This is a genomic window from Rhizobium sp. G21, from assembly GCF_014158035.1.
Lineage (GTDB): Bacteria > Pseudomonadota > Alphaproteobacteria > Rhizobiales > Rhizobiaceae > Rhizobium_E.
The window spans coordinates 267,668-291,028 of the sequence record NZ_JACFXW010000001.1 but is presented as its reverse complement, the minus strand read 5'-3'; the positions used below and the strand labels follow the sequence as shown (position 1 = coordinate 291,028).

Sequence of the window (23,361 nt, the reverse complement as noted above, 5' to 3'; positions counted from 1 at the left end):
CGTGCTTGACATTTTACCGCCAGAATCCCTGCTTAGCGGCTCTGGCGGCGCATCTGCGCCATCACACTGTTTCTGGGAGACTGCATTGAGCGACAACAAGAAGAAGGTAGCGCTGGTAACCGGCATCACCGGCCAGGACGGAGCCTATCTCGCGGAACTCCTGCTGAGCAAGGGCTACATTGTCCACGGGATCAAGCGCCGCTCCTCCTCCTTCAATACGAGCCGCATCGAGAACATCTATCAGGATCCGCATGAGGCCGACCAGCGCTTCATCCTGCATTACGGCGATATGACGGACTCAACCAACCTGATCCGCATCGTCCAGGAAGCCCAGCCGGACGAGATTTACAACCTCGCCGCCCAGAGCCATGTGCGCGTGTCCTTCGAGACGCCGGAATACACCGCCAATGCGGACGGCATCGGCACGTTGCGCCTGCTGGAAGCCATTCGTATTCTCGGCATGGAGAAGAAGACACGCTTCTACCAGGCTTCGACCTCCGAACTCTACGGTCTCGTGCAGGAAGTGCCGCAGCGCGAAACGACGCCTTTCTATCCGCGCTCGCCTTACGCGGCCGCGAAACTCTATTCCTACTGGATCGTGGTCAACTACCGCGAAGCCTATGGCATGCACGCCTCCAACGGCATCCTGTTCAACCATGAGAGCCCGCTGCGCGGCGAAACCTTCGTCACCCGCAAGATCACCCGCGCCGCCGCCGCCATCCGGCTCGGCAAGCAGGAAAAGCTCTATGTCGGCAATATCGACGCCAAGCGCGACTGGGGCCATGCCCGCGAATATGTCCGCGGCATGTGGATGATGCTGCAGCAGGAAGAGGCAGACGATTACGTGCTCGCCACCGGCGAGACCACCGAAGTGCGCCAGTTCATCACCTGGGCCTTCGAGGATGTCGGCATCCATCTCGAATGGAAGGGTGAAGGCGTCGACGAGAAGGGCTACGACACGCTGACCGGCAAGGTCGTGGTCGAGATCGATCCGCGCTATTTCCGCCCGACCGAAGTTGAACTGCTGATCGGCGATCCGACCAAGGCGCAGACCAAGCTCGGCTGGAAGCATGAGACGCCGGTGCGCGAACTCTGCCGCGAAATGGTCAATGAAGACCTCAAGGTCATGCAGACCGCCACCGTGATGAAGGAAGCGTGAGACCGATGTATTCGCTCAGCGGAAAGAAGGTCTGGGTGGCCGGCCATCGCGGCATGGTGGGTTCCGCCATCGTCCGGCGATTGGCGTCGGAAGGCGCGGAGGTTGTCACCGCCTCTCGCGCGGACGCCGATCTGCGCGACCAGGCGGCCACCACCGCCTGGATCGACAAGACCAAGCCGGACGCGGTGTTTCTCGCCGCGGCCAAGGTCGGCGGCATTCTCGCCAACGACACCTACCCGGCCGATTTTCTCTACGACAACCTGATGATCGAGGCCAACATCATCCATGGCGCCCATAAGGTGGGCGTCGAAAAGCTGATGTTCCTGGGATCGTCCTGCATCTATCAAAATTCGCGCCCCAGCCGATCACCGAGGATGCGCTGCTGACCGGCGCGCTGGAGCCGACCAATGAATGGTATGCGATCGCCAAGATCGCCGGCATCAAGCTCTGCGACGCCTATCGCAAGCAGCATGGCTCCGATTTCATCTCGGGCATGCCGACCAATCTCTATGGACCCGGCGACAATTTCGATCTGAATTCCAGCCATGTCATGCCGGCGCTGATCCGCAAGGCGCATGAAGCGAAGCTCTCGGGCGCGCCCTCGATCACCGTCTGGGGCACCGGCACGCCGCGCCGCGAATTCCTGCATGTCGACGACTGCGCCGACGCCTGCGTGCATCTGATGAAGACGCATTCGGAGGCCGGTCACGTCAATATCGGCTCGGGCGAGGACATCACCATCCTCGATCTGACCAGACTGGTCTGTGACGTCGTCGGCTTCGAGGGCGAGATTGTCCATGATCTGACCAAGCCGGATGGAACGCCGCGCAAGCTGATGAGCGCCGACAAGCTCCGCGCCACGGGTTGGGCGCCGAAGATCGGGCTCGAAGAGGGCGTGGCCAGCGTCTATCAGTGGTTCCTTGCCAACAAGGCCTGATATCAGGGAGCCGCGCATGGCCGATCCCCGGCAACAACTGGGATTTCTCGACGGCTTGCGCGGCTACGCCTCGCTCTGGGTCGTCATCGGCCATGCGATGTTTCTGACAGGCTACAAGGTCGGCCTCTTCGCTCAGCCGGATCTGGCGGTGGAGATCTTCATCATCATATCCGGCTTCCTGATGACCTACCATTACCAGCTGCGCGAAAACCGCGAGCCGTGGGACAAGGCCTCGACCTGGACGATTTTTTGGATCCGGCGCTTTTTCCGCATTGCGCCGCTCTATTATGTCTGTCTGGCGCTGGCGCTCTGGTTCGGCCCGCAACTCTGGCAGGACCGGCTGGATGCGGCCGCCATTTTCCCGGGCGGCGTCGAGGAGCAGATGCGCTACGCCGATCGCTATCTCGATCAGTCGCTCACCAATATCCTCCTGCATGTGAGTTTCATCTTCGGCGCCACCTGGACTCATAATTTCCAGACGCCCCTGCCCGACTGGTCGATTGGGTTGGAGATGCAGTATTACGCCTTTCTGCCTTTGATGATGCTGCTCGTGCTGAAGGGGGCCGACTCGTTGCGATCGCCGGTCTGGTCGCGGTGATGTGGGCGTTTGGGAGTTGGCTGCAGGCCAACGGCTTCGTCAAAGGCGCGTTCTCCATGCTGCCGATGAAATTCCACCTCTTCGCGGCCGGCATGCTGATCGCGATGTCGCTGAGAGCCGAGGGCCAGGCGAAATGGCTTTACCTGATCTCCGCCTGCGCCGTCGTCTTCGTGCCTCTCGGCGGCGGACGCGACAGCCTGCACCGCGCGATCAAGATCGGCCTCGTGCTTGCCTTTTTCGCCTTCCTCTATCGCGAGAGCCTGCCGAATTTCGCGCAGAAGGCGCTCGGCGGAGTGGATTGGCTGCTGTCCAACGCGGTGAGCCGCTTCTTCGGCGACGTCTCCTATGGCGTCTATCTGATCCATCTTCTGGTGATGCTTCCGGTCTGCGCCTGGCTGGCGCGCACCCAGCCCGGCCTGTCGCCCGAGCCTCGTTTCGCTGCAGCGCTCGCGCTGACGCTGGCGATCACCTATGGGCTCGCCTATCTCGCCTATCGACTGATCGAACTGCCCGGCATTTCGCTTGGACGTCGTCTCGCCGGCGGCGTTGCAAAACCTGCAGCCCCTCTCGCCTGAGCGATCGGTCCGGTTCGGCCGGTCACCCGTTGTTTCCGGCGATCCGGCGGCCTATCCGCCACGGCCTTGCGATTTTCTCTTCGGCAAGAAGCGCCGCTGCGAACAAAGGCGGGGCCGAGCCTCGACTTTCCTGTCCCCATGGCGCCACAGAAAAGCCCCGCCGTCGCAGTCGACGGCGGGGCTTTCCGATGAGTGCGAGAGACAATTACTTCGGCAGGTCGCCTTCGACGCCTTCGACGTAGAAGTTCAGGCCGCCGAGCACATCGTCGCCGGCGCTTTCGCCAGCCTTCAGCCATTCGGCGCCGTCCTGCTTCTTCAGCGGGCCGGTGAAGGGCTTGAGTTCGCCCGACTTGATCTTGGCCTCGGTGTCCTCGGCCATCTTCTTCACGTCGTCGGGCATGTTGGTGTAGGGCGCCATGTAGAGGATGCCGTCCTTCAGGCCGTCCCAGCTCATTTCCGACTTCCAGCTGCCGTCGGGCCGCGTTGACGCGCTTGACATAGTAGGCGCCCCAATTGTCGACGATCGCGGTCAGCTGCGCATTCGGGCCGGCCTTGATCATGTCGGAGGCTTGGCCGAACGCCTTGATGCCGCGCTCTTCGGCCACCTGCATCGGGGCGGTGGAGTCGGTGTGCTGGGTGATGATGTCGACGCCCTGGTCGATGGCGGCCTTGGCGGCGTCGGCTTCCTTGCCGGCGTCGAACCAGGTGTTGACCCAGATCACTTTCAGCTTGAAGGCCGGATTGATCGAGCGGGCGCCGATGACGAAGGCGTTGATGCCCTGCACCACTTCCGGGATCGGGAAGGAGGCGATATAGGCGGCCTCGCCCTTCTTCGAGGTCTTTGCGGCGATCTGGCCGAGAATGTAGCGGCCTTCATAGAAGCGTGAATTGTAGGCGGTCAGGTTCGGCGCGGTCTTGTAACCGGTGGCGTGCTCGAACTTCACCTTCGGGAACTTGGCGGCGACCTTTACGGTCGCGTCCATGAAGCCGAAGGAGGTGGTGAAGACGAGGCCGCAGCCGGAACGGGCGAAGCGCTTCGATGGCGCGCTCGGCGTCGGGGCCTTCCGGCACGTTTTCGAGATACTGGGTCTCGATCTTGTCGCCCATTTCCTTTTCGAGAAGCTGGCGGCCGATGTCATGGGCCTGGGTCCAGCCGCCGTCGGTCTTGGATCCGACATAGAGGAAGCAGACCTTCAGCTTGTCGGCGGCCTGGGCCTGGATCGAGAAGCCGAGCACGGCGGCGGTGGCGGCGAGGGAGAGAAGGAATTTCTTCATGGGTTTTCCCTGTTGGTTGTTACTCTTGAGGATCATCTGTCGGGAACGAAGGGTTTCCCGAGGGATGCGGGCGTGTTGATCAGCGTCATCCGCCGGTTCTGCGAAATGACGATCAGCACGATGACGGTGGCGGCGTATGGCAGCGCCGACAGGAATTGCGAGGGCACCTCGATGCCGAAAGCCTGGGCGTGCAACTGCCCGATCGAGACGGCGCCGAACAGATAGCCGCCCACCAGCAGGCGATAGGGCCGCCAGGAGGCGAACACCACCAGCGCCAGCGCGATCCAGCCGCGTCCGGCGGTCATGTTCTCCACCCATTGCGGCGTATAGACCAGCGACAGATAGGCGCCGGCGAGACCGGCGCAGGCGCCGCCGAACACCACCGTCAGATAGCGGATCGGGATCACCTTGATGCCGAGCGCATGCGCCGAGGCGTGGTTGTCGCCGATCGAACGCAGCACGAGGCCGGCGCGGCTCTTGAACAGCATCCAGTTGGCGCCGACGATGAGCGCGATCGACATATAGAAGATCAGGTCCTGCCGGAACAGGACTGGCCCGATGAAAGGGATGTCGGAGAGCAGCGGGATGGCGATGGGCTGCAGCTTGACGCCCTGCATGCCGACATAGGGCTCGCCGATCATGCCGGACAGGCCGAGCCCGAGAATGGTGAGCGCCAGGCCCGTGGCCACCTGATTGGCGACCAGCGTCAGCGTAAGGAACGCGAACAAAAGCGAGATGGCGGCGCCTGCGAGGATGCCGACCACGATGCCGAGATAGGGCGAGCCGGTCATCTGGCTGGCGGCGAAGGCGCAGACTGCGCCCATGACCATCATGCCTTCGACGCCGAGGTTGAGCACGCCCGCGCGTTCCGTCACCAATTCACCCAGGGAGGCGATGACCAGCGGCGTCGAAGCCGTGATGATGGTGATCAGGATCGATTCCCACACGCCCATGTCAGCCTCCCTTGACCAGTTGAGCGGCCCGCGTCCCCACAAGCCGGATCTTGTAGAGGATCAACGTGTCGCAGGAGAGCACGAAGAACAACAGCAGTCCTTGAAACAGACGCGTGACCTTGTCGGACACGCCGAGCGACAATTGCGCCGCCTCGCCGCCGAGATAGGTCAGCGCCAGGATGAGACCGGATATGATCGCGCCGATCGGATTGAGCCGGCCCAAAAAAGCGACGATGATGGCGGTGAAGCCATAGCCCGGCGAGATCGACGGACGCAGCTGACCGATCGCGCCGGAGACTTCCGAAATGCCCGCAAGCCCCGCCAGCGCGCCCGAAAGCAACATGGAGAACCACACCATGCCCGAGGAGGAGAAGCCGGCGAAGCGCCCTGCCCGCGCAGATTGCCCCAGCACCTTGACCTGATAGCCGCGCAGCGTGAACTCCATCATGAACCACAGCAGCGCGGCGGCGATGATGGCGAAGGCGAAGCCCCAATGGGCGCGGCCTGAATCCGGCCAGATCGGCCCGAGCACGGCGGCGGCGTCGAACAGACGCGTCTCGGGGAAGTTCTGCCCTTCCGGATTGCGCCAGGGACCGCGCACCAGCCAGTCGAGGAAGAGCTGGGCGATATAGACCAGCATCAGGCTGGTCAGGATCTCGTTGGTGTTGAAGCGGGTCTTGAGAAAAGCCGGAATGGCGGCATAGGCCGCGCCGCCGATCATCCCCATCAGCAGCATCAGCGGCAGCACGAGGGGCGAGTTCCAGCCATAGAAGACCACCGGCAGGATGGAGCCGACGATGCCGCCGAAAATGAACTGTCCCTCGGCCCCGATATTCCAGTTGCCGGCGCGATAGCAGATCGACAGGCCTGCGCCGATCATGATCAGCGGCCCCGCCTTGATCGCCAGTTCGTGCAGCGACCATTCCTCGCGAAGCGGATCGATGAAGAACAGATAGAGCGCTTCCAGCGGATCCTTGCCGAGCGCGGCGAACAGGATGGCGCCGCAGATCAGTGTCAGGATCAGCGCGATGATCGGCGAGGCGATCGAATAGAAGCGGGATGCGCCGGCGCGCTTTTCGAGCTCAATGCGCATGCGCCGCTTCCTTCGCCTTGTCATGCATGCCGCCCATCAACAGGCCGATCTTTTCACGGTTGAGGTCGGCGGCGGGATAGGCCGGGGAGAGAGCGCCGTCGGATATGACGGCGATATGGGTGGCGATCTCGAAGATCTCGTCGAGATCCTGGCTGATGGCGATCACCGACGAGCCGGAACGGGCGAGATCGACCAGCGCCTGGCGGATGCGGCTCGCGGCGCCGGCGTCGACGCCCCAGGTCGGCTGGTTGACCACCAGCAGCGTCGGCTTGCGGTCGAGTTCGCGGCCGACGATGAATTTCTGCAGATTGCCGCCAGAGAGCGAGCCGGCGGCCGGGTCATCGCCGCTCTTGCGCACATCCATGTCGTGACAGATCTTGCGCGACAGCGATCTCACTGCCCCGCCTTTGATCACCTTCAGGAGACCGCCTGTCAGCAGCGAGGCGCGATCCGAGGCGTTGCGCGACAGAACGAGGTTGTCCGACAGGCTCATGCCTGTCACCGCCCCGTGACCATGGCGTTCCTCGGGCACGAAAGCCCCGCCCATCAGCCGCCGCGCGGAAATGCCGGCGCGGCCGCAGGGCTTGCCCTTTAGCTGGACTGCGTCATGGCTCTCGGCGAGATACTCGCCGGAGAGAATATCGAACAGTTCGCCCTGCCCATTGCCAGCCACGCCCGCAATCGCCAGCACTTCTCCGGCGCGGACGCTCAGCGATACGGATTTCAAGGCGACGGCGAAGGGCGTGCGGGCCGCCGCATTGAGCGCGCGCGTCTCCAGCACCACCGCGCCGGCGTCCGCATGGTGCGGCCGCGACACGCTCGCGACATCCGAGCCCACCATCATCCGGGCGAGCGAGGCCGGGGTTTCCTGGCGGGGGTCGCAGGCGCCGGTCACCTTGCCGTGACGCAGCACCGTGGCGCGGTCGCAGATGCGCTGCACCTCTTCCAGCCGGTGGCTGATATAGAGCACCGAGCGTCCCTCGGCCTTGAGCTTGTCCAGCGTTTCGAACAGCCGGTCGGCCTCCTGCGGCGTCAGCACCGAGGTCGGCTCGTCGAGAATGATCAGCTTGGGATTTTGCAACAGCGCCCGGACGATTTCGATGCGCTGGCGCTCGCCGACCGAGAGATCGGCGACATGCGCATTGGGGTCGTGGCAGGCCATAGGCTTCAGACAGCCGGCGCGCTTCTTCGGCGATCTTGGAGAGCGGCGCCTTGCCGTCCAGCGACAGCGCGATGTTTTCGGCCACCGTCAGCGCCTCGAACAGCGAAAAATGCTGGAACACCATGCCGATGCCGGTCTTGCGCGCTTCACCGGGACTGCCGATCGAAATCTGCCGTCCTTCCCAGAGGATGTCGCCCGCGCTCGGCTGCAACACGCCGAACAGCATCTTGACCAGAGTTGATTTGCCGGCGCCGTTTTCGCCGAGAAGCGCGTGGATTTCACCCGGCTCGATCGTAAGGTCTATCGCGCTGCAAGCGGCGAACGAGCCGAACAGCTTGGTTATCCCGCGCACTTCCAGCAGAGGACGCGAGCCCCCGATTGCGTGTTGACCACGAACCACCCCAGTCTTCGCCGCCCGCCCGGGCCGTTTTGGCCTCAGGGAAGCAGCAGTGTCGTTCCGCTCGTTTTTCTATCTTCCAGATCGGCGTGCGCGCGTGCGGCTTCCGCCAAAGGATAGGTTTGGTTGATATTGATAACCACTTTGCGGCTGCGAACAACAGAAAAAAGCGCCCCGGCGCAGTCATCCAGTTCTTTCGGCGTCGCAATATAGTTGAACAATGTCGGCCGCGTTGCATAAAGCGAACCCTTCTGCGCCAGGATGCCGAGGCTGATCGGCTCGATCGGACCAGAGGACTGTCCGAAGGACGCCCACAGCCCGCGCGGCTTCAGGCAATCCAGAGAGCCAGGAAACGTATCCTTGCCGACGGAATCATAGACCACGTCGACGCCTTTTCCGCCGGTCAGATCCTTCACGGCCGCGACGAAATCATCCTTGCGGTAGTCGATGACATGGTCATAGCCATGCGCCAGCGCGAGCTTGACCTTGTCGGGACCGCCCGCAGTGCCGATCACCGTGGCGCCCAGCGCCTTCGCCCATTGGCCGGCGATCAAGCCGACGCCGCCGGCTGCGGCATGAAACAGCAGCACCGTTTCCGGCCCGACCTGATAGGTGCGGTTGAGCAGATATTCGGCCGTCATGCCCTTCATCATCATGCCGGCGGCCGTTTCCAGCGAGATATCTTCGGGCACCCTGACCAGCTTGGCGGCGGCGATGTTGCGGATCTCGCAATAGGCGCCGTCGACGGCCGGATAGGCGACGCGGTCGCCGACGACCAGGCTCGACACGCCCTCGCCCACAGCGATCACCTCGCCCGCGCCTTCCTTGCCCATCACATAGGAAAAGCCGCCCGGCGCAGGGTAGAGCCCGGTGCGGATATAGGTGTCGATAAAATTGACGCCGATGGCGTGATGGCGGATCTGCACCTCGCCGGCCGCGGGCGCCGCAACGTCGATCTCGACATGTTCCAGAACCTCGCGGCCGCCATGGGCGCCAATGACGATCGCCTTGCTTTTGGTCATGACGCCTCGCCTGATCTCAACGACCGAGTTTTGGGAAAAGCTGCAGAATGAAACCGATCACATAGAGATAGAGCCCCGTCGCCATAACGCCCCAGACCACCCAGTCCGGCGCGCGGAAATGCATCAGGAGCGAAATGCCGCCCAGCACGGACCACAGCAGGAAGACCGCCAGATTGAGCGGACGCAGCCGCTTGACGCGCACCGGATGCAGGAAATGGATGGGGAAGAAGGTGAGGATGACCGAGACGATCACCACCGAGAACGCCACCGCCTCGCTGGCGTCGATCACGAACAGGGTGAAAATCACCATGTTCCAGACCACCGGAAAGCCGGAGAAGAAATATTCCCCGGTCTTCATGCCGGTATCGGCGTAATAAATCGCCGAGGACACCACGATCAGCCCGGCGGCCACGAAGGACCAGGGTTCGCCGATCATATGGCTTTGATAGAGCGCAAAGGCCGGCAGCAGCACATAGGTGACATAGTCGATGATGTTGTCGAGCGTATCGCCCGACCAGTTGGGCAGCACTTCCTTGACCCGCACCTTGCGCGCGATCGGGCCATCAATGCCGTCGACGAGAAGCGCGAGGCCGAGCCACCAGAACATGTCGACGAATCGTTTTTCCGACGCCGCCACCACGCCGAGGAAGGCGAGGAAGGAGCCCGACGCGGTCAGCAAATGGACGCAGAAAGCCCGGATTTCAGCATAGGGCGCGGCCTTGTAATTGAACAGGTAGCTGAAAATCCTCATACCCCAGGCCTCTCCCTTGGCAGTCGCCGGCGTCATCCGCCCGAGGTTTTTGATACATGCTGAAAAACGGATGCGCCAGACAAAATCGGTCCTAGCGGGGACTGTGGGTCGCCAAAAGCCTGAAACGACAAAGGGCGGGTTGCCCCGCCCTTTGCTCAACTATGGTTGAAAACCTCAGTCTTCCTTCTTGGTCCGGCGCTTGCGCGGCGGCTCCTCTTCGTTGACGGCGGAGGCGTCAACGGCCACCGCTTCCGCCGGCTTGGAGCGCGGCGACTTGCGCGAGGGGGTGGAGGCGACTTCGGCCTCTTCCTTCGGTTTCACCGGCGCATCCGGCAGGGATTCCAGCACGATGCCTGTCTTGCCGTTTTCCTTCGGCCCGATGCTGACGCGCACCACGCCGCCCTTCTTGAGCTTGCCGAACAGGATCTCTTCGGCCAGCGGCTTCTTGATGTTTTCCTGGATCACGCGGCCGAGCGGACGCGCGCCCATCTTTTCGTCGTAACCCTTTTCGGCCAGCCAGTCGGTGGCTTCCTGGGTCAGTTCGAAGGTCACATTGCGTTCGGCCAGTTGCGTTTCCAGCTGCAGGACGAATTTCTGCACGACCTTGTGGACCACCGTCATCGGCAGCGGCGCGAAAGGAATGATCGCGTCGAGGCGGTTGCGGAATTCCGGCGTGAACAGCTTGTTGATCGCCTCGATATCGTCGCCTTCACGACGCGAGGAGCCGAAACCGATGGCCGAACGGGCCATGTCGGCGGCGCCCGCATTCGTGGTCATGATGAGGATCACGTTGCGGAAGTCGATCTTCTTGCCGTTATTGTCGGTCAGCGTGCCGTTGTCCATCACCTGCAACAGGATGTTGTAGATATCCGGATGCGCCTTCTCGATTTCGTCGAGCAGCAGCACGCAATAAGGATGCTGGTCGACCTGGTCGGACAGAAGACCGCCCTGATCGAAGCCGACATAGCCCGGAGGCGCGCCGATCAGCCTGGAGACGGTGTGACGCTCCATATATTCCGACATGTCGAAGCGGATCAGCTCGACGCCGAGCGACGAGGCCAGCTGCTTTGCGGCTTCCGTCTTGCCCACGCCGGTCGGACCGGAGAACAGATAGGAGCCGATCGGCTTGTTGGGCTCGCGCAGGCCGGCCCGCGCCAGTTTGATCGCCGAAGTCAGCGCTTCGATGGCGATTTCCTGGCCATAGACCACGGCGCGCAGTTCCTGCTCGAGATTGGAGAGCAGTTCCTCGTCGTCGCGCGACACGGTCTTCGGCGGTATCCGGGCCATGGTCGCGATCGTCGCCTCGATCTCCTTCTCGGTGATCAGCTTGCGGCGCTTGTTGACCGGAAGCAACATCTGCGAGGCGCCGGTTTCGTCAATCACGTCGATCGCCTTGTCCGGCAGCTTGCGGTCGGTGATGTAGCGCGCCGACAACTCCACCGCCGCCTTGATGGCGTCGTTGGAATAGCGCAGGTGATGGAACTCCTCGAAATAGGGCTTCAGGCCCTTGATGATCTCGATGGCGTCGTCGATGTTCGGCTCGTTGACGTCGATCTTCTGGAAGCGGCGCACCAGCGCCCGGTCCTTTTCGAAGAACTGGCGATATTCCTTATAGGTGGTCGAGCCGATGCAGCGGATCGCGCCGGAAGACAGAGCCGGCTTCAAGAGGTTCGACGCGTCCATGGCGCCGCCCGAGGTCGCGCCCGCGCCGATCACCGTATGGATCTCGTCGATAAACAGCACGGCGCCCGGGAAATCCTCGAGTTCCTTGACCACCTGCTTCAGCCGCTCTTCAAAATCGCCGCGATAGCGGGTTCCGGCGAGCAGCGTGCCCATGTCGAGCGAGAAGATCGTCGCGTCGAGCAACGCCTCGGGCACCTGCTTTTCGACGATGCGCTTGGCGAGACCTTCGGCGATGGCCGTCTTGCCGACGCCGGGATCGCCGACATAGAGCGGGTTGTTCTTCGACCGACGGCACAGGATCTGGATCGTGCGGTTGACCTCAGAATGACGCCCGATCAGAGGATCGATGCGGCCGTTCCTGGCTTTTTCATTGAGGTTGACGCAATAGGCTTTCAGCGCGTCCTGCGGCTTTTTCTGGGCGTCGTCGCCTTCCTTGGCCGCCTTGGCGTCCTGGGTTTCTTCCTCCACGCCCTTGGGCGAACGCACTTCGCCGCCGCCCGGACGCTTGGCGATGCCGTGCGAGATGTAGTTGACCGCATCGTAGCGGGTCATGTCCTGCTCCTGCAGGAAATAGGCGGCATGGCTCTCGCGCTCGGCGAAGATCGCCACCAGCACATTGGCGCCGGTCACTTCTTCGCGTCCGGAGGACTGAACATGGATCACCGCGCGCTGGATGACGCGCTGGAAGCCGGAAGTCGGTTTGGAATCCTCGTCATAGCCGGTGGCGAGGTTGGCGAGATCGTTGTCGACATAGTCGGTAACGGTCTTGCGCAGTTTGTCGAGATCGACGCTGCAGGCCCGCATCACCGCAGCGGCGTCGCCGTCGTCGATCAGGGAAAGCAGCAAATGTTCGAGGGTTGCATATTCGTGGCGGCGTTCATTGGCGAGGGTTAGCGCCCGGTGAAGGGCCTTTTCAAGGCTTGATGAGAATGTGGGCACGATCAGAACCTCATTTCTTTTCCATGACGCATTGCAGGGGATGCTGATGCTCGCGGGCGAAATCCATGACCTGCATCACCTTCGTTTCCGCGACTTCATAGGTGTAGACGCCGCACTCACCCACACCGTGGTTGTGAACCTGGAGCATGATGCGCGTGGCGGCTTCCTTGTCTTTCTGAAAAAAACGCTCGAGGACGTGGATGACGAAGTCCATCGGCGTGTAGTCGTCATTCAAAAGCAAGACGCGGTAAAGGCTGGGTTTTTTGACCTTGGGCTGAACGCGCGTGATCACGGAGGTGCCCTTGTTGCCAGAGAACCCGTCCCGTTCGCCTTCGCCCTGCATGCGGTATGCGTGGATATTCATGTGTGCCGTAAAACCTGCCGTAACTGCGACTGCATCCCAAGTCGGAATGCAACGCACTATGTGGTGTCCCGAAGCGCCATTTTAAGGCCCTTTCATCAGGCCGCAATAATAATTAACCAGGCTTTACCGGAAATGACGTCGTGCGCCTGATGGTCCACGCTTTTGACCGAGCGCAAACGAAAAAGGCCGCCCCTGAAAGGAGCGGCCGGCGAAACGTTGAAGTCGGAATGATCAGGCGGCGGCCGAAGCGGCGGCGCTGGTCATCTTCTCGGCCTTCGTCTTGACGATTTCGGCTGCGGCGGGAACCACGTTCTCCACCGGCTTGTAGGCGTCCTTGGCCAGATCGGCGTACATCTCGCTGAGCTTGGTCATTTCCGACACATAACCTTCGAGCGCCGATTTGGTGAAATTGGTCTGCAGTTCGATGGCGGCTTCGAAGCTCTTCACGCCCATCAGCGCCTGCATATGGGCGACGGCGGATTCGAAGGACTTCTTGGAGTATTCGCTGGTCTCCGAGGCGATCGCCTGGAAGCCCTTGGCCGTGGTCGAATAGCTTTTCAGCATCTTGTCCATGGCGTCCTTGCCGAACATATTGGCGTCGTCGAATTTGAACATGAATGGTCTCCTTCCCATTTCCGTTGCTGCTAATACTTAGGTGCAGCGCACAAAAAGTCAAGAATTCTGCCGCGTCGCAATATCCGATTTGCGCCATGTGCCTGATTGGAAAGGGTTAATTTTTCAACTTCTCGCTGATTTTCGCAAGCACAATCTCGGCGGCGACCTCGGCCGGAAGCCGCCTCGCCGTCATGCGGTCGAAAACATCACGGAACCCGGCGAGCATCGCTGTCCTGTCCAGGGAGGGGCGCATCAATTGCGCCAGCGACCGCGCCAGCATCGAGGGCCGAATGAACTCGTCGAAATATTCGGGAATGACCGGGCGATCGGCGATCAGGTTCGGCAGCGCCGCGCTCCAGACCTTGATGCGGTTGAGCACCAGTCGGATCAGCACATCGGTCTTGTACGTGGAAATGGTCGGTATGCCGCAGAGCGCCAGTTCGAGCAGCACGGTGCCGGAGGCGGCCAGCGCGACATCGGCGCTGGAAAAGGCCGCCCATTTGCTCTCTTCGCCGACGAAGATCTCGGGCTTCTCCTCCCAATCGGCAATGATTGAGCGGACCATCTCTTCCTTATGCGGCACTGTAGCGATGACGAAGCGCGCATCAGGATCGGCGGCGCGCATCTGGCGCGCCGTCTCGCCAAAGATCGGCAGAAGGCGCTTCACCTCATGGCTGCGGGAGCCCGGCAGCAACAGCACGGTCTTCCGCGCCGGCTCTGCCGCGTCCCAGCGGGCCTCGTTGGCCGCCCTGGCCGAAAGCACCTGCGGCAGATAGCGAAGCCGGTGGCCGATATAGGTGGTCTCGGGTCCGCCGAGGCGGCGCATCACCTCGGGTTCGAACGGCAGCACCGCCAGCACATGGTCGACATAGGCGCGCATAGCCGCGGCGCGGTATTCCTTCCAGGCCCAGACGCTGGGGCAGACATAGTCCACCACCGGCAGATCGGGCAGCGCCTTGCGCACGCGCTTGGCGACGCGATGGGTGAAATCCGGACTGTCGACGATCACCAGCACATCGGGCTTTGCGGCGATGATCGCGTCGGCCGTCCTGCGGATCAGCGACAGCAGGCGCGGCAGTTTCTTGATCACGGCGACGAAGCCCATGATCGAAATTTCCGAGAATTCGAAGACGGAAGCAAGACCTTCGCGGGTGAGCGCCGGACCGCCCACGCCCACCAGTTCGACCGGCCGACCGCTCTGCGTCTTCACCGCCGCGACCAGGTCCGCGCCCAGCAGGTCGCCGGAAGACTCGCCAGCGACGATGCCGATGCGAAGCGGTCTCATGCGCCGCCCTCCCCGATTTCTGGCTCGAGCCCGAACACGAAGACGCCCAGCCGGTCGGCGAGCGCCCGTGCCTCGGCCGCGTCGAGCAGCAGCGAGCGGCCGGCCTCGAGCGCGATGCCCGCCAGTCCTGCTTCCGCCGCCGCCGTCACCGTGCGGAGACCCGCCGACGGCAGGTCGACGCGCATGTCCTGGCCGGGCTTGCAGAGTTTCACCAGCACACCCTTGCGTTTCGCGGAGACGCGGCCCGCCGCCTTGAGATCCCGCACCCGGGCGACCATCGCGTCGGTGCCCTCGGGCCCCTCCAACGCCACGACGCGGCCGCCGACGGCGATCGCGCCTTGGCCGATGTCGAGCGCGCCGATCAACCGGGCCGCGCGCACGGCCGCGGCGATATCCTTGCGCGCGGCGTCATCCGGGGCAATCGCGCCGAGCGAACCGGTCTGGGCGAGAAGATCCGGCGCGACCTCATGGGCGCCGATGACGCGACGGCCGGGCGCCTCCAGAAATTCGATGACGGCGGTCAGCACCGTATTGTCGCCGCCGCCGGTGAGCTTGCGGATCACGCCGGGAATCTTGACGAGTCCAGCCCAGCCGAGCCTCACCTCGCGGATCGGCGGTCGCCGGGAGACGCCGCCCGACATGATGATCCTGTCGACGCCCAGTTCCTCGGCCATGCGCTTGAAGCGGGCGATGTCGCCGAGTCCGATCGCGACATGGTCATAGGCCGACCAATCGCCGTCCGCTTCGCCTTGCAGCGCAAATATGAACGGCTTTTCGCCGGCGACGGACGCCGCATCGGCCACATATTGGGGAAGCTTTCCGCTGCCTGCGATGATCGCCAGCCGGCCCTTGTCGCCCGCCCCGACCATCTGAGCCGTCAACCCTTGATGCGGTTCGGCGACGACAAAGCGCGATCCGAATCGGCGGCGATGAAATCGAGGATTTCGATCACTTCGGGGCAATCGAGATAGTCGTCGCGAATGCGGGCGGCGGCGACGCGCACCGCTTCCTCGCTCTCGAAAATGTCCTTGTAGGCGCGGCGGACGCGATGGATCGTCTCGCGCGCGATGCCGGCCCGGCTCATGCCGACGATGTTCAGCCCGCTCAACACGCCCGGATTGCCGTTGATCATGCCGAAGGGGATCACGTCGTAGGCGACGCCCGTCAGCCCGCCCACGAAGGCCTGACGGCCGATCCGGGTGAACTGGTGCACGGCGCAGCCGCCCGACAGGATCACGCGATCCTCGACGCGGACATGGCCCGCCAGCATGACATTGTTCGACAGGATGATGTTGTCGCCCAGGCGGCAGTCATGCGCCACATGGCTGTTGGCGAGAAACAGGCAATTGTCGCCTACGGAGGTCACGCCGCCGCCGCCCACCGTGCCGGCGTTCATCGTCACGCCTTCGCGCATGGTGCAGTTGTCGCCGACGATGAGAACCGAGTCCTCACCGGCTTCGTGCAGGCTCTGCGACACGCCGCCGATCACCGCCATGGGATGGATGACGCATCCCTTGCCGATCGTGGTCTTGCCGGTGACCACGGCGTTGGAAAGCAGTCGAACCCCTGGCCCAGCACGACCTGCGAACCGACCCGGCAGAACGGACCGATCTCGCAATCGTCGCCGATGACGGCGCCGTCCTCGACGATCGCCATCGAATGAATGCGGGCGGACGGGGAGATGCTTGTCATGCTTTATCCTTGGCCACCATCATGGCGCCGACATCGGCCTCGGCGACGAGCACGCCGTCGACCTTGGCGTCGCAGTGATACTTCCAGATGTTGCCGCGCTGCTTCTGCTTGACGACGTGGAACTCGACGCGGTCGCCGGGCACCACCGGCTTGCGGAAGCGGGCGTTGTCGATGGTCATGAAGTAGACCAGATTGGCCTTGCCGCCAGTCTTCAGCGCGCAGATAGCGCCTGCCGTCTGCGCCATCGCCTCGATGAGCAGCACGCCGGGCATGATCGGCTGTTCCGGGAAATGCCCCTGGAACTGCGGCTCGTTGAAAGTGACGTTCTTGACGCCGATCGCCGAGTCGTCGCCGTCGATGTCGATGATCTTGTCGACGAGCAGAAACGGATAACGATGCGGCAGGAGTTTCATGATCTCCAAAACATCGATCGATGTGAGAACTTTCGTCTCCTCGCTCATTTGCCGGAATCCCCCTTTTTGCCTGATCTGGAGCGCAGCAGGATCTCGCCCATGTCGCGCATGAAGTCCTTGTAGGGCCGCGCGGGCACGCCGCCGTAGATTTGCCCCGGCGGCACATCCGCCGCCACGCCGCTCATGGCGGCGATCTTGGCCCCGGCGCCGATTTCGATATGGCCGTTGACGCCCGTCTGGCCGCCGATCTGCACGCCGTCGCCGATGCGGGCGCTGCCGGCGATGCCGACCTGCGACACGATCGCCACATGACGCCCGATGCGGACATTGTGGCCGATCATCACGAGGTTGTCGATTTTGGAGCCTTCGCCGATCACCGTGTCGTCCATCGCGCCGCGATCGATGCAGGTGTTGGCGCCGATTTCGACATCGTCCTGGATGATCACCCGGCCGATCTGCGCGATCTTGATCATGCCGGCCGGACCCGGCGCATAGCCGAAACCGTCCTGGCCGATCCGCGCGCCGTTATGGATGATCACCCGATTGCCGAGATAGGCGCACAGCACCGTTGCGCCGGATGCGATTGTGCAGTCGCGACCGATCTTGACCTCTGGCCCGACGACCGCGCCGGCCCCGATCCGGGTGCCCGACCCAATATGGGCGCCCGCGCCGACGACCGCCATCGGCTCGACGGTGACGCCGTCTTCGAGAACGGCGGTGGGATCGACGAAGGATGCCGGATGCACCCCCTCGCCCGCCGTTGTCGGCAATGGCCGGCTCGCCGCCGGATGCAGGAGATTACCCGCCTTGGCGAAGGCAGTCTGCGCATGCGCCGTGGTCAGCACCGCGATATGCGCCGGAATGATCGATGCCAGCGCCTCGTCGCAGATGATGGCCGTCGCCTGGCAGGTTTCCAGTTCGGCCTTGTTCTTCCGGGAAAGGATATAGCAGATGTCGCCCTGCCTGGCGCGATGGACCGGCGCCACGCCGGTCACGGTCAACGCGCCGGACTCGCTGTCGGCCAAGCGCAAATTGAGGGCAGCGGCCAGATCATCCAGCCGCACGCCCCCATGTGGCGGAAAAAATTCCGAATGGGTCATCATACACCATGCGGCCCCGCCCGGCGCGAACACCGGGCGCGGCCGACCGTCAAGACATTAGAACGAACTGGAGATGCCGAACTTCAGGCGCTGCTGCTCGTCGAAATCTTCCTTCATGAAGGGGATCGCATAATCGACGCGCAACGGGCCGAAAGGCGACGCCCAGATCAGGCTTGCGCCGGCCGACGCGCGCAGAGCGAAGGCGCTGCCCTGGGCGTCGCTGTTCTTCACCTTCACGTCGTTGCCCCAGAGCGAACCGGCATCCATGAAGAAGCCGCCGCGGAAACCGGAGTCCTGCGGAACGCCGGGCAGCGGGAACGTAACTTCCGCCGAAGCGGTGAAATACGTGGTGCCGCCGAGCGGATCGTCGTTCTTGTAGGCGCGCGGACCAAGTCCCTGGCTCGCAAAGCCGCGGATGTCGCTCGATCCCAGCATGAACTGGTCGAAGACGTGCAGGTTGCCGCCGTTGAGCGAGGTCACATGACCCGCCGTGCCGGCCACCGACCCGATCAGATCCATCTCGTCGGACAGCGTATAGTAGTTGCGCGCCTTGGCGCTGATCTTGTGGAAATAGGAGTCGCCCCCAGACCGGCCACTTCGTTGGTGAGCGACGCGAACACGCCTTCACGCGGCAGGACGGTCGAGTCGAGCGTGTTGAAGGTGATCGTATTGGCGACCGAGGACGTCACCCAGGGGCTGCCGTTCACAATCCGCTGATAAGGCCTCGACAGATCGTCGATATCCTCGTCGTCAGCCTCGTACCGCATCTCACGATAGGTGTACTTGAACTGGCTGCTGATGTCGTTGGTGATCGGCGCGGCCACGCGCAGGGAGAAGCCCTGTTCGCCGTAGCTGTAATTGTCGTAATAGTCGTTTTCGGTCTTGAACAGGTCGAAGCCGGCCGCAAGGCGATAACCGAGGAAGTAAGGCTCGGTGAAAGACAGCGAGTAATTGCGCGTCGAGGCGCCGCCGCCGGCAGCCACGCGGATATACTGGCCGCGGCCGAGGAAGTTCTTCTCTTCCACAGAGGCTTCCACGATGAAACCGCCGTCGTAACCGGTCGCGTAACCGCCGCCGATGCCGAAGGAGCCGGTGGACTGATCGACGACGTCGACGATGATGACGACGCGGTCGGGGGCAGAGCCCTGCTGAGTCGTGATGTTCACCGACTGGAAATAGCCCAGGCGCTCGAGACGGCGCTTGGCTTCGGCAATTTCCTGCTGATTGAAGGCGTCGCCTTCCGACAGGTCGAATTCGCGGCGAACGACGTAATCGCGGGTGTTGGTGTTGCCGCGGATTTCGATGCGCTCGACATAGGCGCGCTCGCCCTGGTCGACGAGGTAATCGACCGAGATCGTCTTGCTGACCGTATCGCGATTGCCGCGCGGCGTCACGCGGGCGAAGGGATAACCGGCCGCAGCGACGCGCTCGGAAATCTTGCTGATCGAGTCCTGCACGTCCTTGGCGCGATAGGTCTTGCCTTCGGCGCTTTCGGTCAGTCCGCGAAGGTCATCGGCGTTCACGCCGTCGACGGTGCTTTCGACATTGATGGGACCGAAGTTGTAGCGCTCGCCTTCATCGACGTCGAAGGTGATGGTGTATTTGTTGGTCGCCGGATCGAGCACCGCATTCGAGGAAATGACGCGGAAGTCGGCGAAACCATGATTGTAGTAGAACTGCCGCAGCGCCTCTTCGTCGGCGCGCAGCTTGTCCTCGTTGTAGATGTCCTTGCGGGTCAGGAAGGACAGGATGCCCGATTCCTTGGTCAGGATGACCGAGCGCAGGCGGCCGGCGCCGTAATGCGTGTTGCCGGTGAAGTTGATGTCGGCGATCTTGGTGCGGTCGCCTTCGTTGATCACGAAGGCGAGGTTCACGCGCCCCTGGCCCACCGGCGCGGTCTGCGTGGTCACTTCGACGTCCGAACGGCCGATGTCGGCATAAGCCTTCTTGATGGCCTGAATGTCGGCTTCGATCGAGGCCTGGCTATACGGACCGAGGGCGCGGGAGCGCACCATGCCGGACAGCTTGTCGTCCTTGATCTTGCGGTTGCCGTTGAACACGACCTGGTTCAGCAGCTGGTTTTCATTGACCGTCACCACCAGCGAGCCGCCGGAAACGCTGATGCGAACGTCGGAGAAGAAACCGGTCGCATAGAGCTTCTTGATCGACGCATCGATGTCGGCATTGGTGAAATTCTTGCCGGGAGCGATCGTCAGCGCCGCGCGCGAACCGCATCGGGTCCGGTGCGGTCAGCGCCGCGTACGACAATGTTGCGAATAACTGCGGCTTCGGCGGAAGTAGGCGCGACGAACACCATAGTTCCGGTAGAAGTCAAAACACTGGCTGTTATAGCCAGGACAGAAACCGCGTTCCGAAATCTCGAACTACCATTCATTGTAACGTCTTACCTTTTTCCGCTTCACAGCAGCAGCAACGACGACCTTAGTCCTCGTCTGCCGTTTTAACCGCTTTTCCCTTACAAGCAAGGGAGACAGTTAAATTCTGTTTACTTCATTTCGATGCGTGGCTGTTTCGCCACGGACAGTCGAAGTTATGGTAAACAAATTCCTGCCGAATTCCCCACTCAACCGATCAGAGACGTGATGTCGTTCCAGGTGGCGAAGACCATCAAGGACAAAACCAGCGCCATTCCGATACGGAAGGCCACGCCCTGCGCAGCCTCCCCCAGGGCTTTCCGCGCAAGGCCTCAATCGCATAGAACAATAAGTGGCCGCCATCAAGTACCGGAACCGGCATCAAATTCAGCAATCCAATCGAAACGGACAGAACCGCTGCGAGATGCAGCAAGGCCACCACCCCGAGCGTCGCGACCTGGCCCGAGGTTTGCGCCACACGGATCGGCCCGCCCAGTTGGTCCGCCGACATCCGTCCCGTCACGAGGTTGGACAGGTAGTCGAACGTGCCGGTGACGATTCCCCAGGTCTCCCGCACGCCTTCCTTCACCGCGCCGAGCGGCGAATAGGTGACGGTGCGCATATTCCCGGCGTCTCGAGTCGTCAGGACGCCGATGACGCCGATTTCCATCTTGTTGCCGAAACCATCGGTGATCTCGGTCAATTTCGGCGTGACCGTCAGCGGTATGTCCTGGCCGTCGCGCCGGATCGTCAGAGAAATCGGCAAACCGGGACGGACGCTGACATAGCGACGGACGTCGTCGAAGGTTTCCACCGTCTCGCCATCCATTTTCAGCAGAATGTCGCCGGTGACGACGCCGGCTTCGGCGGCGGCGCTTCCGGGTTTCACTTCGCTGACCACGGGATCTGCGACATATTTGCCGAAGGCCATGAAAATCCCGGCCAGAATGACGATCGCCAGGATGAAGTTGGCGATCGGACCGGCCGCCACGGTGGCCGCGCGCTTCCAAAGGGCGGCGCCGAGGAACGTCTTGTCGCGTTCCGATTCGGGCAGAGCGCCGACGCCGTCGAAATCGGGTGAGCTCGCCGCATCCGCATCGCCATAGAAACGCACATATCCCCCAGGGGAATCGCCGAAATCTTCCAGCGTGTGCCATGCCTGTCGGTGAAGCCGACAAGTTCGGGGCCGAAGCCGAAGGAAAAGGCGAGGATGCGGATGCCGCTCCAGCGCCCGACGAGATAGTGACCCATCTCATGCACGAAGACGATCAGCGAGATCACGACGAGAAAGGGGATGACATATCCGAACAGCGTCGAGAAGAAATCGGCGATCACGATCATTGGGCTTGCGCCTCCTTACAGCGGGTTGCGCATACTTAAGACGTTCAGGGGCCGGTCACAAGCTTGCCGGCGTCGGCGATCCAGCCGCCATTCGCCGCCGACAGCGCCAGCCCGCCGACAAAGGCGAGGAAGCAGGCCGCCACCAGGCCGTCGGCCCGGTCCATCACCCCGCCGTGACCCGGAATCAGTCGGCTCGAATCCTTGACGCCGGACCGTCGCTTGACCCAGGATTCGAACAGGTCGCCGCTCTGCGACGCCGCCGACAGCAGAAGAATGACGGGTATCAGCCAGAAGCTCACAGCCTCCCCGACCCCGAGAATCACGCCGTAACCCGCGATCACCGCGCAGACGGCCCCGCCGATGGCGCCGGACCATGTCTTGCCGGGCGAAATGGCGGGAGCGAGCTTCGGACCGCCGATGGCCCGGCCGATGAAATAGGCGAAGATGTCCGTCGCCCAGACGATGGCGATCAGGAACAGCATGGTGATCAGGCCGTCACGATCGGCGCCGCGCAGCGCAGCCAGGGACACGGCCGAGAGACCTGCATAGAGCACGCCGCCGGGAAGCCACCAACTGGAGCGACGCAACGCCGCGAGCGCCAAGGCGGTCAGGCTGAAGCCCAAGAGCAGCACCAGCGCCGTTTCGATCGACCGGAACGCCGTTTCGAAAGCGATCAGCACTGTGGCCGCCCAGCCGAAGACATAGCCGAATCGGCTTTTCGCCAGACCCGTCATCGTCGACCATTCGTAGAAGATCAGCACACCGGTCAGCGCCGACAGCAAGCGGAAAGGTAGACCGCCCTGCCAGGTCGCCACGAGCACGATCGGCGCGAGCACGATCGCGGAGAGAATGCGCAATCTCAGTTCCCGGGTCATCCCGTCACCGCAGCGGCGCCTAGGCCGCCATAGCGACGCTCACGGCCGGCATAGACGGCCAGCGCCCGGTAAAACACCTCGCGGGTGAAATCCGGCCAGTATTCCGGCACGAACAGCAATTCGGCATAGGCCGCCTGCCAGAGCAGGAAATTGGAAAGCCTCTCCTCGCCGGACGTGCGGATGACGAGATCCGGATCCGGTATGCCCTGCGTGTCGAGTTGGCCGTCCAGCGCCACCGCGTCGATCTGCTCCGGGCGCAACGCTCCCGCCGCCACCTGCTCGGCGAGTTTTCGGGCCGCGCGGGCGATCTCGTCGCGCGCGCCGTAGTTGAAGGCGATCACCAGCGTAAGGCCAGTATTGGCCCTGGTGGTTTCCTCGGCTTCGATCAACAGCGGCAGGATGTCGCCGCGCAGATTGTCCCGCGCGCCGATCACCCGAATTCGCACGTTCTGCCCATGCAGCTCGGCGAGATCGCGACGAATGAAGGCCTTCAGCAGCCCCATCAATTCGTTGACCTCGGTTTCCGGCCGCGTCCAGTTCTCCGAGGAGAAGGCGAACAGGGTCAGGTAACGCACCCCGGTGTCGCCGGCGACCCGGACGGCTTCGCGCACGGCTTCGACGCCCTTGCGATGGCCCATGGCGCGCGGAAGTCCGCGGCTCTGAGCCCAGCGGCCATTGCCATCCATGATGATGGCGACATGCCTGGGTATCTTCACCGTTTCCAGTTTATTCATTAAAATAAGCTCGCCGTTCGATG

17 protein-coding genes and 6 pseudogenes are annotated in these 23,361 nt (G+C 62.7%); 5 read left to right on the top strand and 18 right to left on the bottom strand.

Features of this window, described 5'->3' with window-relative positions:
• The first annotated feature begins 85 nt into the window (after positions 1-85).
• The 4 genes and pseudogenes from gmd (at position 86) to H2O14_RS28355 (ending at position 3,269) form a co-directional block, all read left to right on the top strand.
• A complete protein-coding gene (gene gmd, locus H2O14_RS01530; RefSeq protein ID WP_246697265.1) occupies positions 86-1,159 on the top strand; it encodes a GDP-mannose 4,6-dehydratase in 1,074 nt (357 codons plus the stop codon).
• Between the two features lie 5 nt (positions 1,160-1,164).
• Positions 1,165-2,096: pseudogene (locus H2O14_RS01525) on the top strand (GDP-L-fucose synthase family protein).
• Between the two features lie 16 nt (positions 2,097-2,112).
• Positions 2,113-2,694 carry an acyltransferase family protein gene (locus H2O14_RS28360; RefSeq protein WP_182826242.1) on the top strand — a complete coding sequence of 194 codons (582 nt, stop codon included), beginning with the start codon at positions 2,113-2,115 and terminating at the stop codon, positions 2,692-2,694.
• A complete protein-coding gene (locus tag H2O14_RS28355) occupies positions 2,694-3,269 on the top strand; it encodes an acyltransferase family protein (RefSeq protein WP_182826241.1) in 576 nt (191 codons plus the stop codon). The genes H2O14_RS28360 and H2O14_RS28355 overlap by 1 nt, the downstream gene beginning before the upstream one ends.
• Before the next feature lie 205 nt (positions 3,270-3,474).
• On the opposite strand, the pseudogene H2O14_RS01510 reads toward H2O14_RS28355, so the two are convergent.
• The 16 genes and pseudogenes from H2O14_RS01510 to rseP all read right to left on the bottom strand — a co-directional run bounded on the left by H2O14_RS01510 (position 3,475) and on the right by rseP (position 21,639).
• A pseudogene (locus H2O14_RS01510) lies at positions 3,475-4,544 on the bottom strand (BMP family ABC transporter substrate-binding protein).
• A gap of 32 nt (positions 4,545-4,576) precedes the next feature.
• Positions 4,577-5,497 carry an ABC transporter permease gene (locus H2O14_RS01505; protein ID WP_182826240.1) on the bottom strand — a complete coding sequence of 307 codons (921 nt, stop codon included), beginning with the start codon at positions 5,495-5,497 and terminating at the stop codon, positions 4,577-4,579.
• A 1-nt stretch (position 5,498) separates the two neighbouring features.
• Entirely contained in the window at positions 5,499-6,590 is a 1,092-nt protein-coding gene (locus H2O14_RS01500; protein ID WP_182826239.1) for an ABC transporter permease, read from the bottom strand.
• Positions 6,580-8,152 (bottom strand): annotated as a pseudogene (locus H2O14_RS01495) (ABC transporter ATP-binding protein). The gene H2O14_RS01500 and the pseudogene H2O14_RS01495 overlap by 11 nt, the downstream one beginning before the upstream one ends.
• A 35-nt stretch (positions 8,153-8,187) precedes the next feature.
• The gene (locus H2O14_RS01490; RefSeq protein ID WP_182826238.1) at positions 8,188-9,171 is read right to left on the bottom strand and encodes a quinone oxidoreductase family protein; all 984 of its coding nucleotides are present in this window, start codon (positions 9,169-9,171) and stop codon (positions 8,188-8,190) included.
• Positions 9,172-9,187: 16 nt separating this feature from the next.
• Positions 9,188-9,922, bottom strand: coding sequence for a phosphatidylcholine synthase (gene pcsA, locus H2O14_RS01485; protein ID WP_182826237.1), 735 nt, complete (start codon positions 9,920-9,922; stop codon positions 9,188-9,190).
• 174 nt (positions 9,923-10,096) lie between these two features.
• Positions 10,097-12,544: an ATP-dependent Clp protease ATP-binding subunit ClpA gene (clpA, locus tag H2O14_RS01480; RefSeq protein WP_182826236.1), complete on the bottom strand. Its 2,448-nt coding sequence runs from the start codon at positions 12,542-12,544 to the stop codon at positions 10,097-10,099.
• A gap of 10 nt (positions 12,545-12,554) precedes the next feature.
• A complete protein-coding gene (clpS, locus tag H2O14_RS01475; protein ID WP_182826235.1) occupies positions 12,555-12,908 on the bottom strand; it encodes an ATP-dependent Clp protease adapter ClpS in 354 nt (117 codons plus the stop codon).
• A 231-nt stretch (positions 12,909-13,139) separates the two neighbouring features.
• A complete protein-coding gene (locus tag H2O14_RS01470) occupies positions 13,140-13,523 on the bottom strand; it encodes a phasin family protein (protein ID WP_182826234.1) in 384 nt (127 codons plus the stop codon).
• Between the two features lie 115 nt (positions 13,524-13,638).
• Positions 13,639-14,808: a lipid-A-disaccharide synthase gene (gene lpxB / locus H2O14_RS01465; RefSeq protein WP_182826233.1), complete on the bottom strand. Its 1,170-nt coding sequence runs from the start codon at positions 14,806-14,808 to the stop codon at positions 13,639-13,641.
• Complete coding sequence (locus H2O14_RS01460) at positions 14,805-15,677, bottom strand: LpxI family protein (protein WP_182826232.1); 873 nt, start codon at positions 15,675-15,677, stop codon at positions 14,805-14,807. Before H2O14_RS01460 ends, lpxB begins: the two co-directional genes overlap by 4 nt.
• 8 nt (positions 15,678-15,685) lie before the next feature.
• Positions 15,686-16,500, bottom strand: a pseudogene (lpxA, locus tag H2O14_RS01455) (acyl-ACP--UDP-N-acetylglucosamine O-acyltransferase).
• Positions 16,497-16,961, bottom strand: coding sequence for a 3-hydroxyacyl-ACP dehydratase FabZ (gene fabZ / locus H2O14_RS01450; RefSeq protein ID WP_182826231.1), 465 nt, complete (start codon positions 16,959-16,961; stop codon positions 16,497-16,499). The pseudogene lpxA and the gene fabZ overlap by 4 nt, the downstream one beginning before the upstream one ends.
• Positions 16,958-18,013 carry a UDP-3-O-(3-hydroxymyristoyl)glucosamine N-acyltransferase gene (lpxD, locus tag H2O14_RS01445; RefSeq protein ID WP_182826230.1) on the bottom strand — a complete coding sequence of 352 codons (1,056 nt, stop codon included), beginning with the start codon at positions 18,011-18,013 and terminating at the stop codon, positions 16,958-16,960. Before lpxD ends, fabZ begins: the two co-directional genes overlap by 4 nt.
• Positions 18,014-18,070: 57 nt before the next feature.
• A pseudogene (bamA, locus tag H2O14_RS01440) lies at positions 18,071-20,408 on the bottom strand (outer membrane protein assembly factor BamA).
• Between the two features lie 189 nt (positions 20,409-20,597).
• Positions 20,598-21,639, bottom strand: a pseudogene (gene rseP / locus H2O14_RS01435) (RIP metalloprotease RseP).
• Here rseP and H2O14_RS27000 point away from each other — a divergent pair.
• Positions 21,544-21,768 (top strand): hypothetical protein, encoded by a 225-nt coding sequence (locus H2O14_RS27000; RefSeq protein ID WP_246697695.1) that lies wholly within the window; start codon positions 21,544-21,546, stop codon positions 21,766-21,768. The pseudogene rseP and the gene H2O14_RS27000 overlap by 96 nt on opposite strands.
• A gap of 5 nt (positions 21,769-21,773) precedes the next feature.
• On the opposite strand, the gene H2O14_RS01430 is transcribed toward H2O14_RS27000, so the two are convergent.
• Both H2O14_RS01430 and H2O14_RS01425 read right to left on the bottom strand, forming a co-directional pair.
• Positions 21,774-22,604 carry a phosphatidate cytidylyltransferase gene (locus H2O14_RS01430; RefSeq protein ID WP_182826229.1) on the bottom strand — a complete coding sequence of 277 codons (831 nt, stop codon included), beginning with the start codon at positions 22,602-22,604 and terminating at the stop codon, positions 21,774-21,776.
• Entirely contained in the window at positions 22,601-23,338 is a 738-nt protein-coding gene (locus tag H2O14_RS01425) for an isoprenyl transferase (protein ID WP_182826228.1), read from the bottom strand. Before H2O14_RS01425 ends, H2O14_RS01430 begins: the two co-directional genes overlap by 4 nt.
• Positions 23,339-23,361 lie beyond the last annotated feature (23 nt).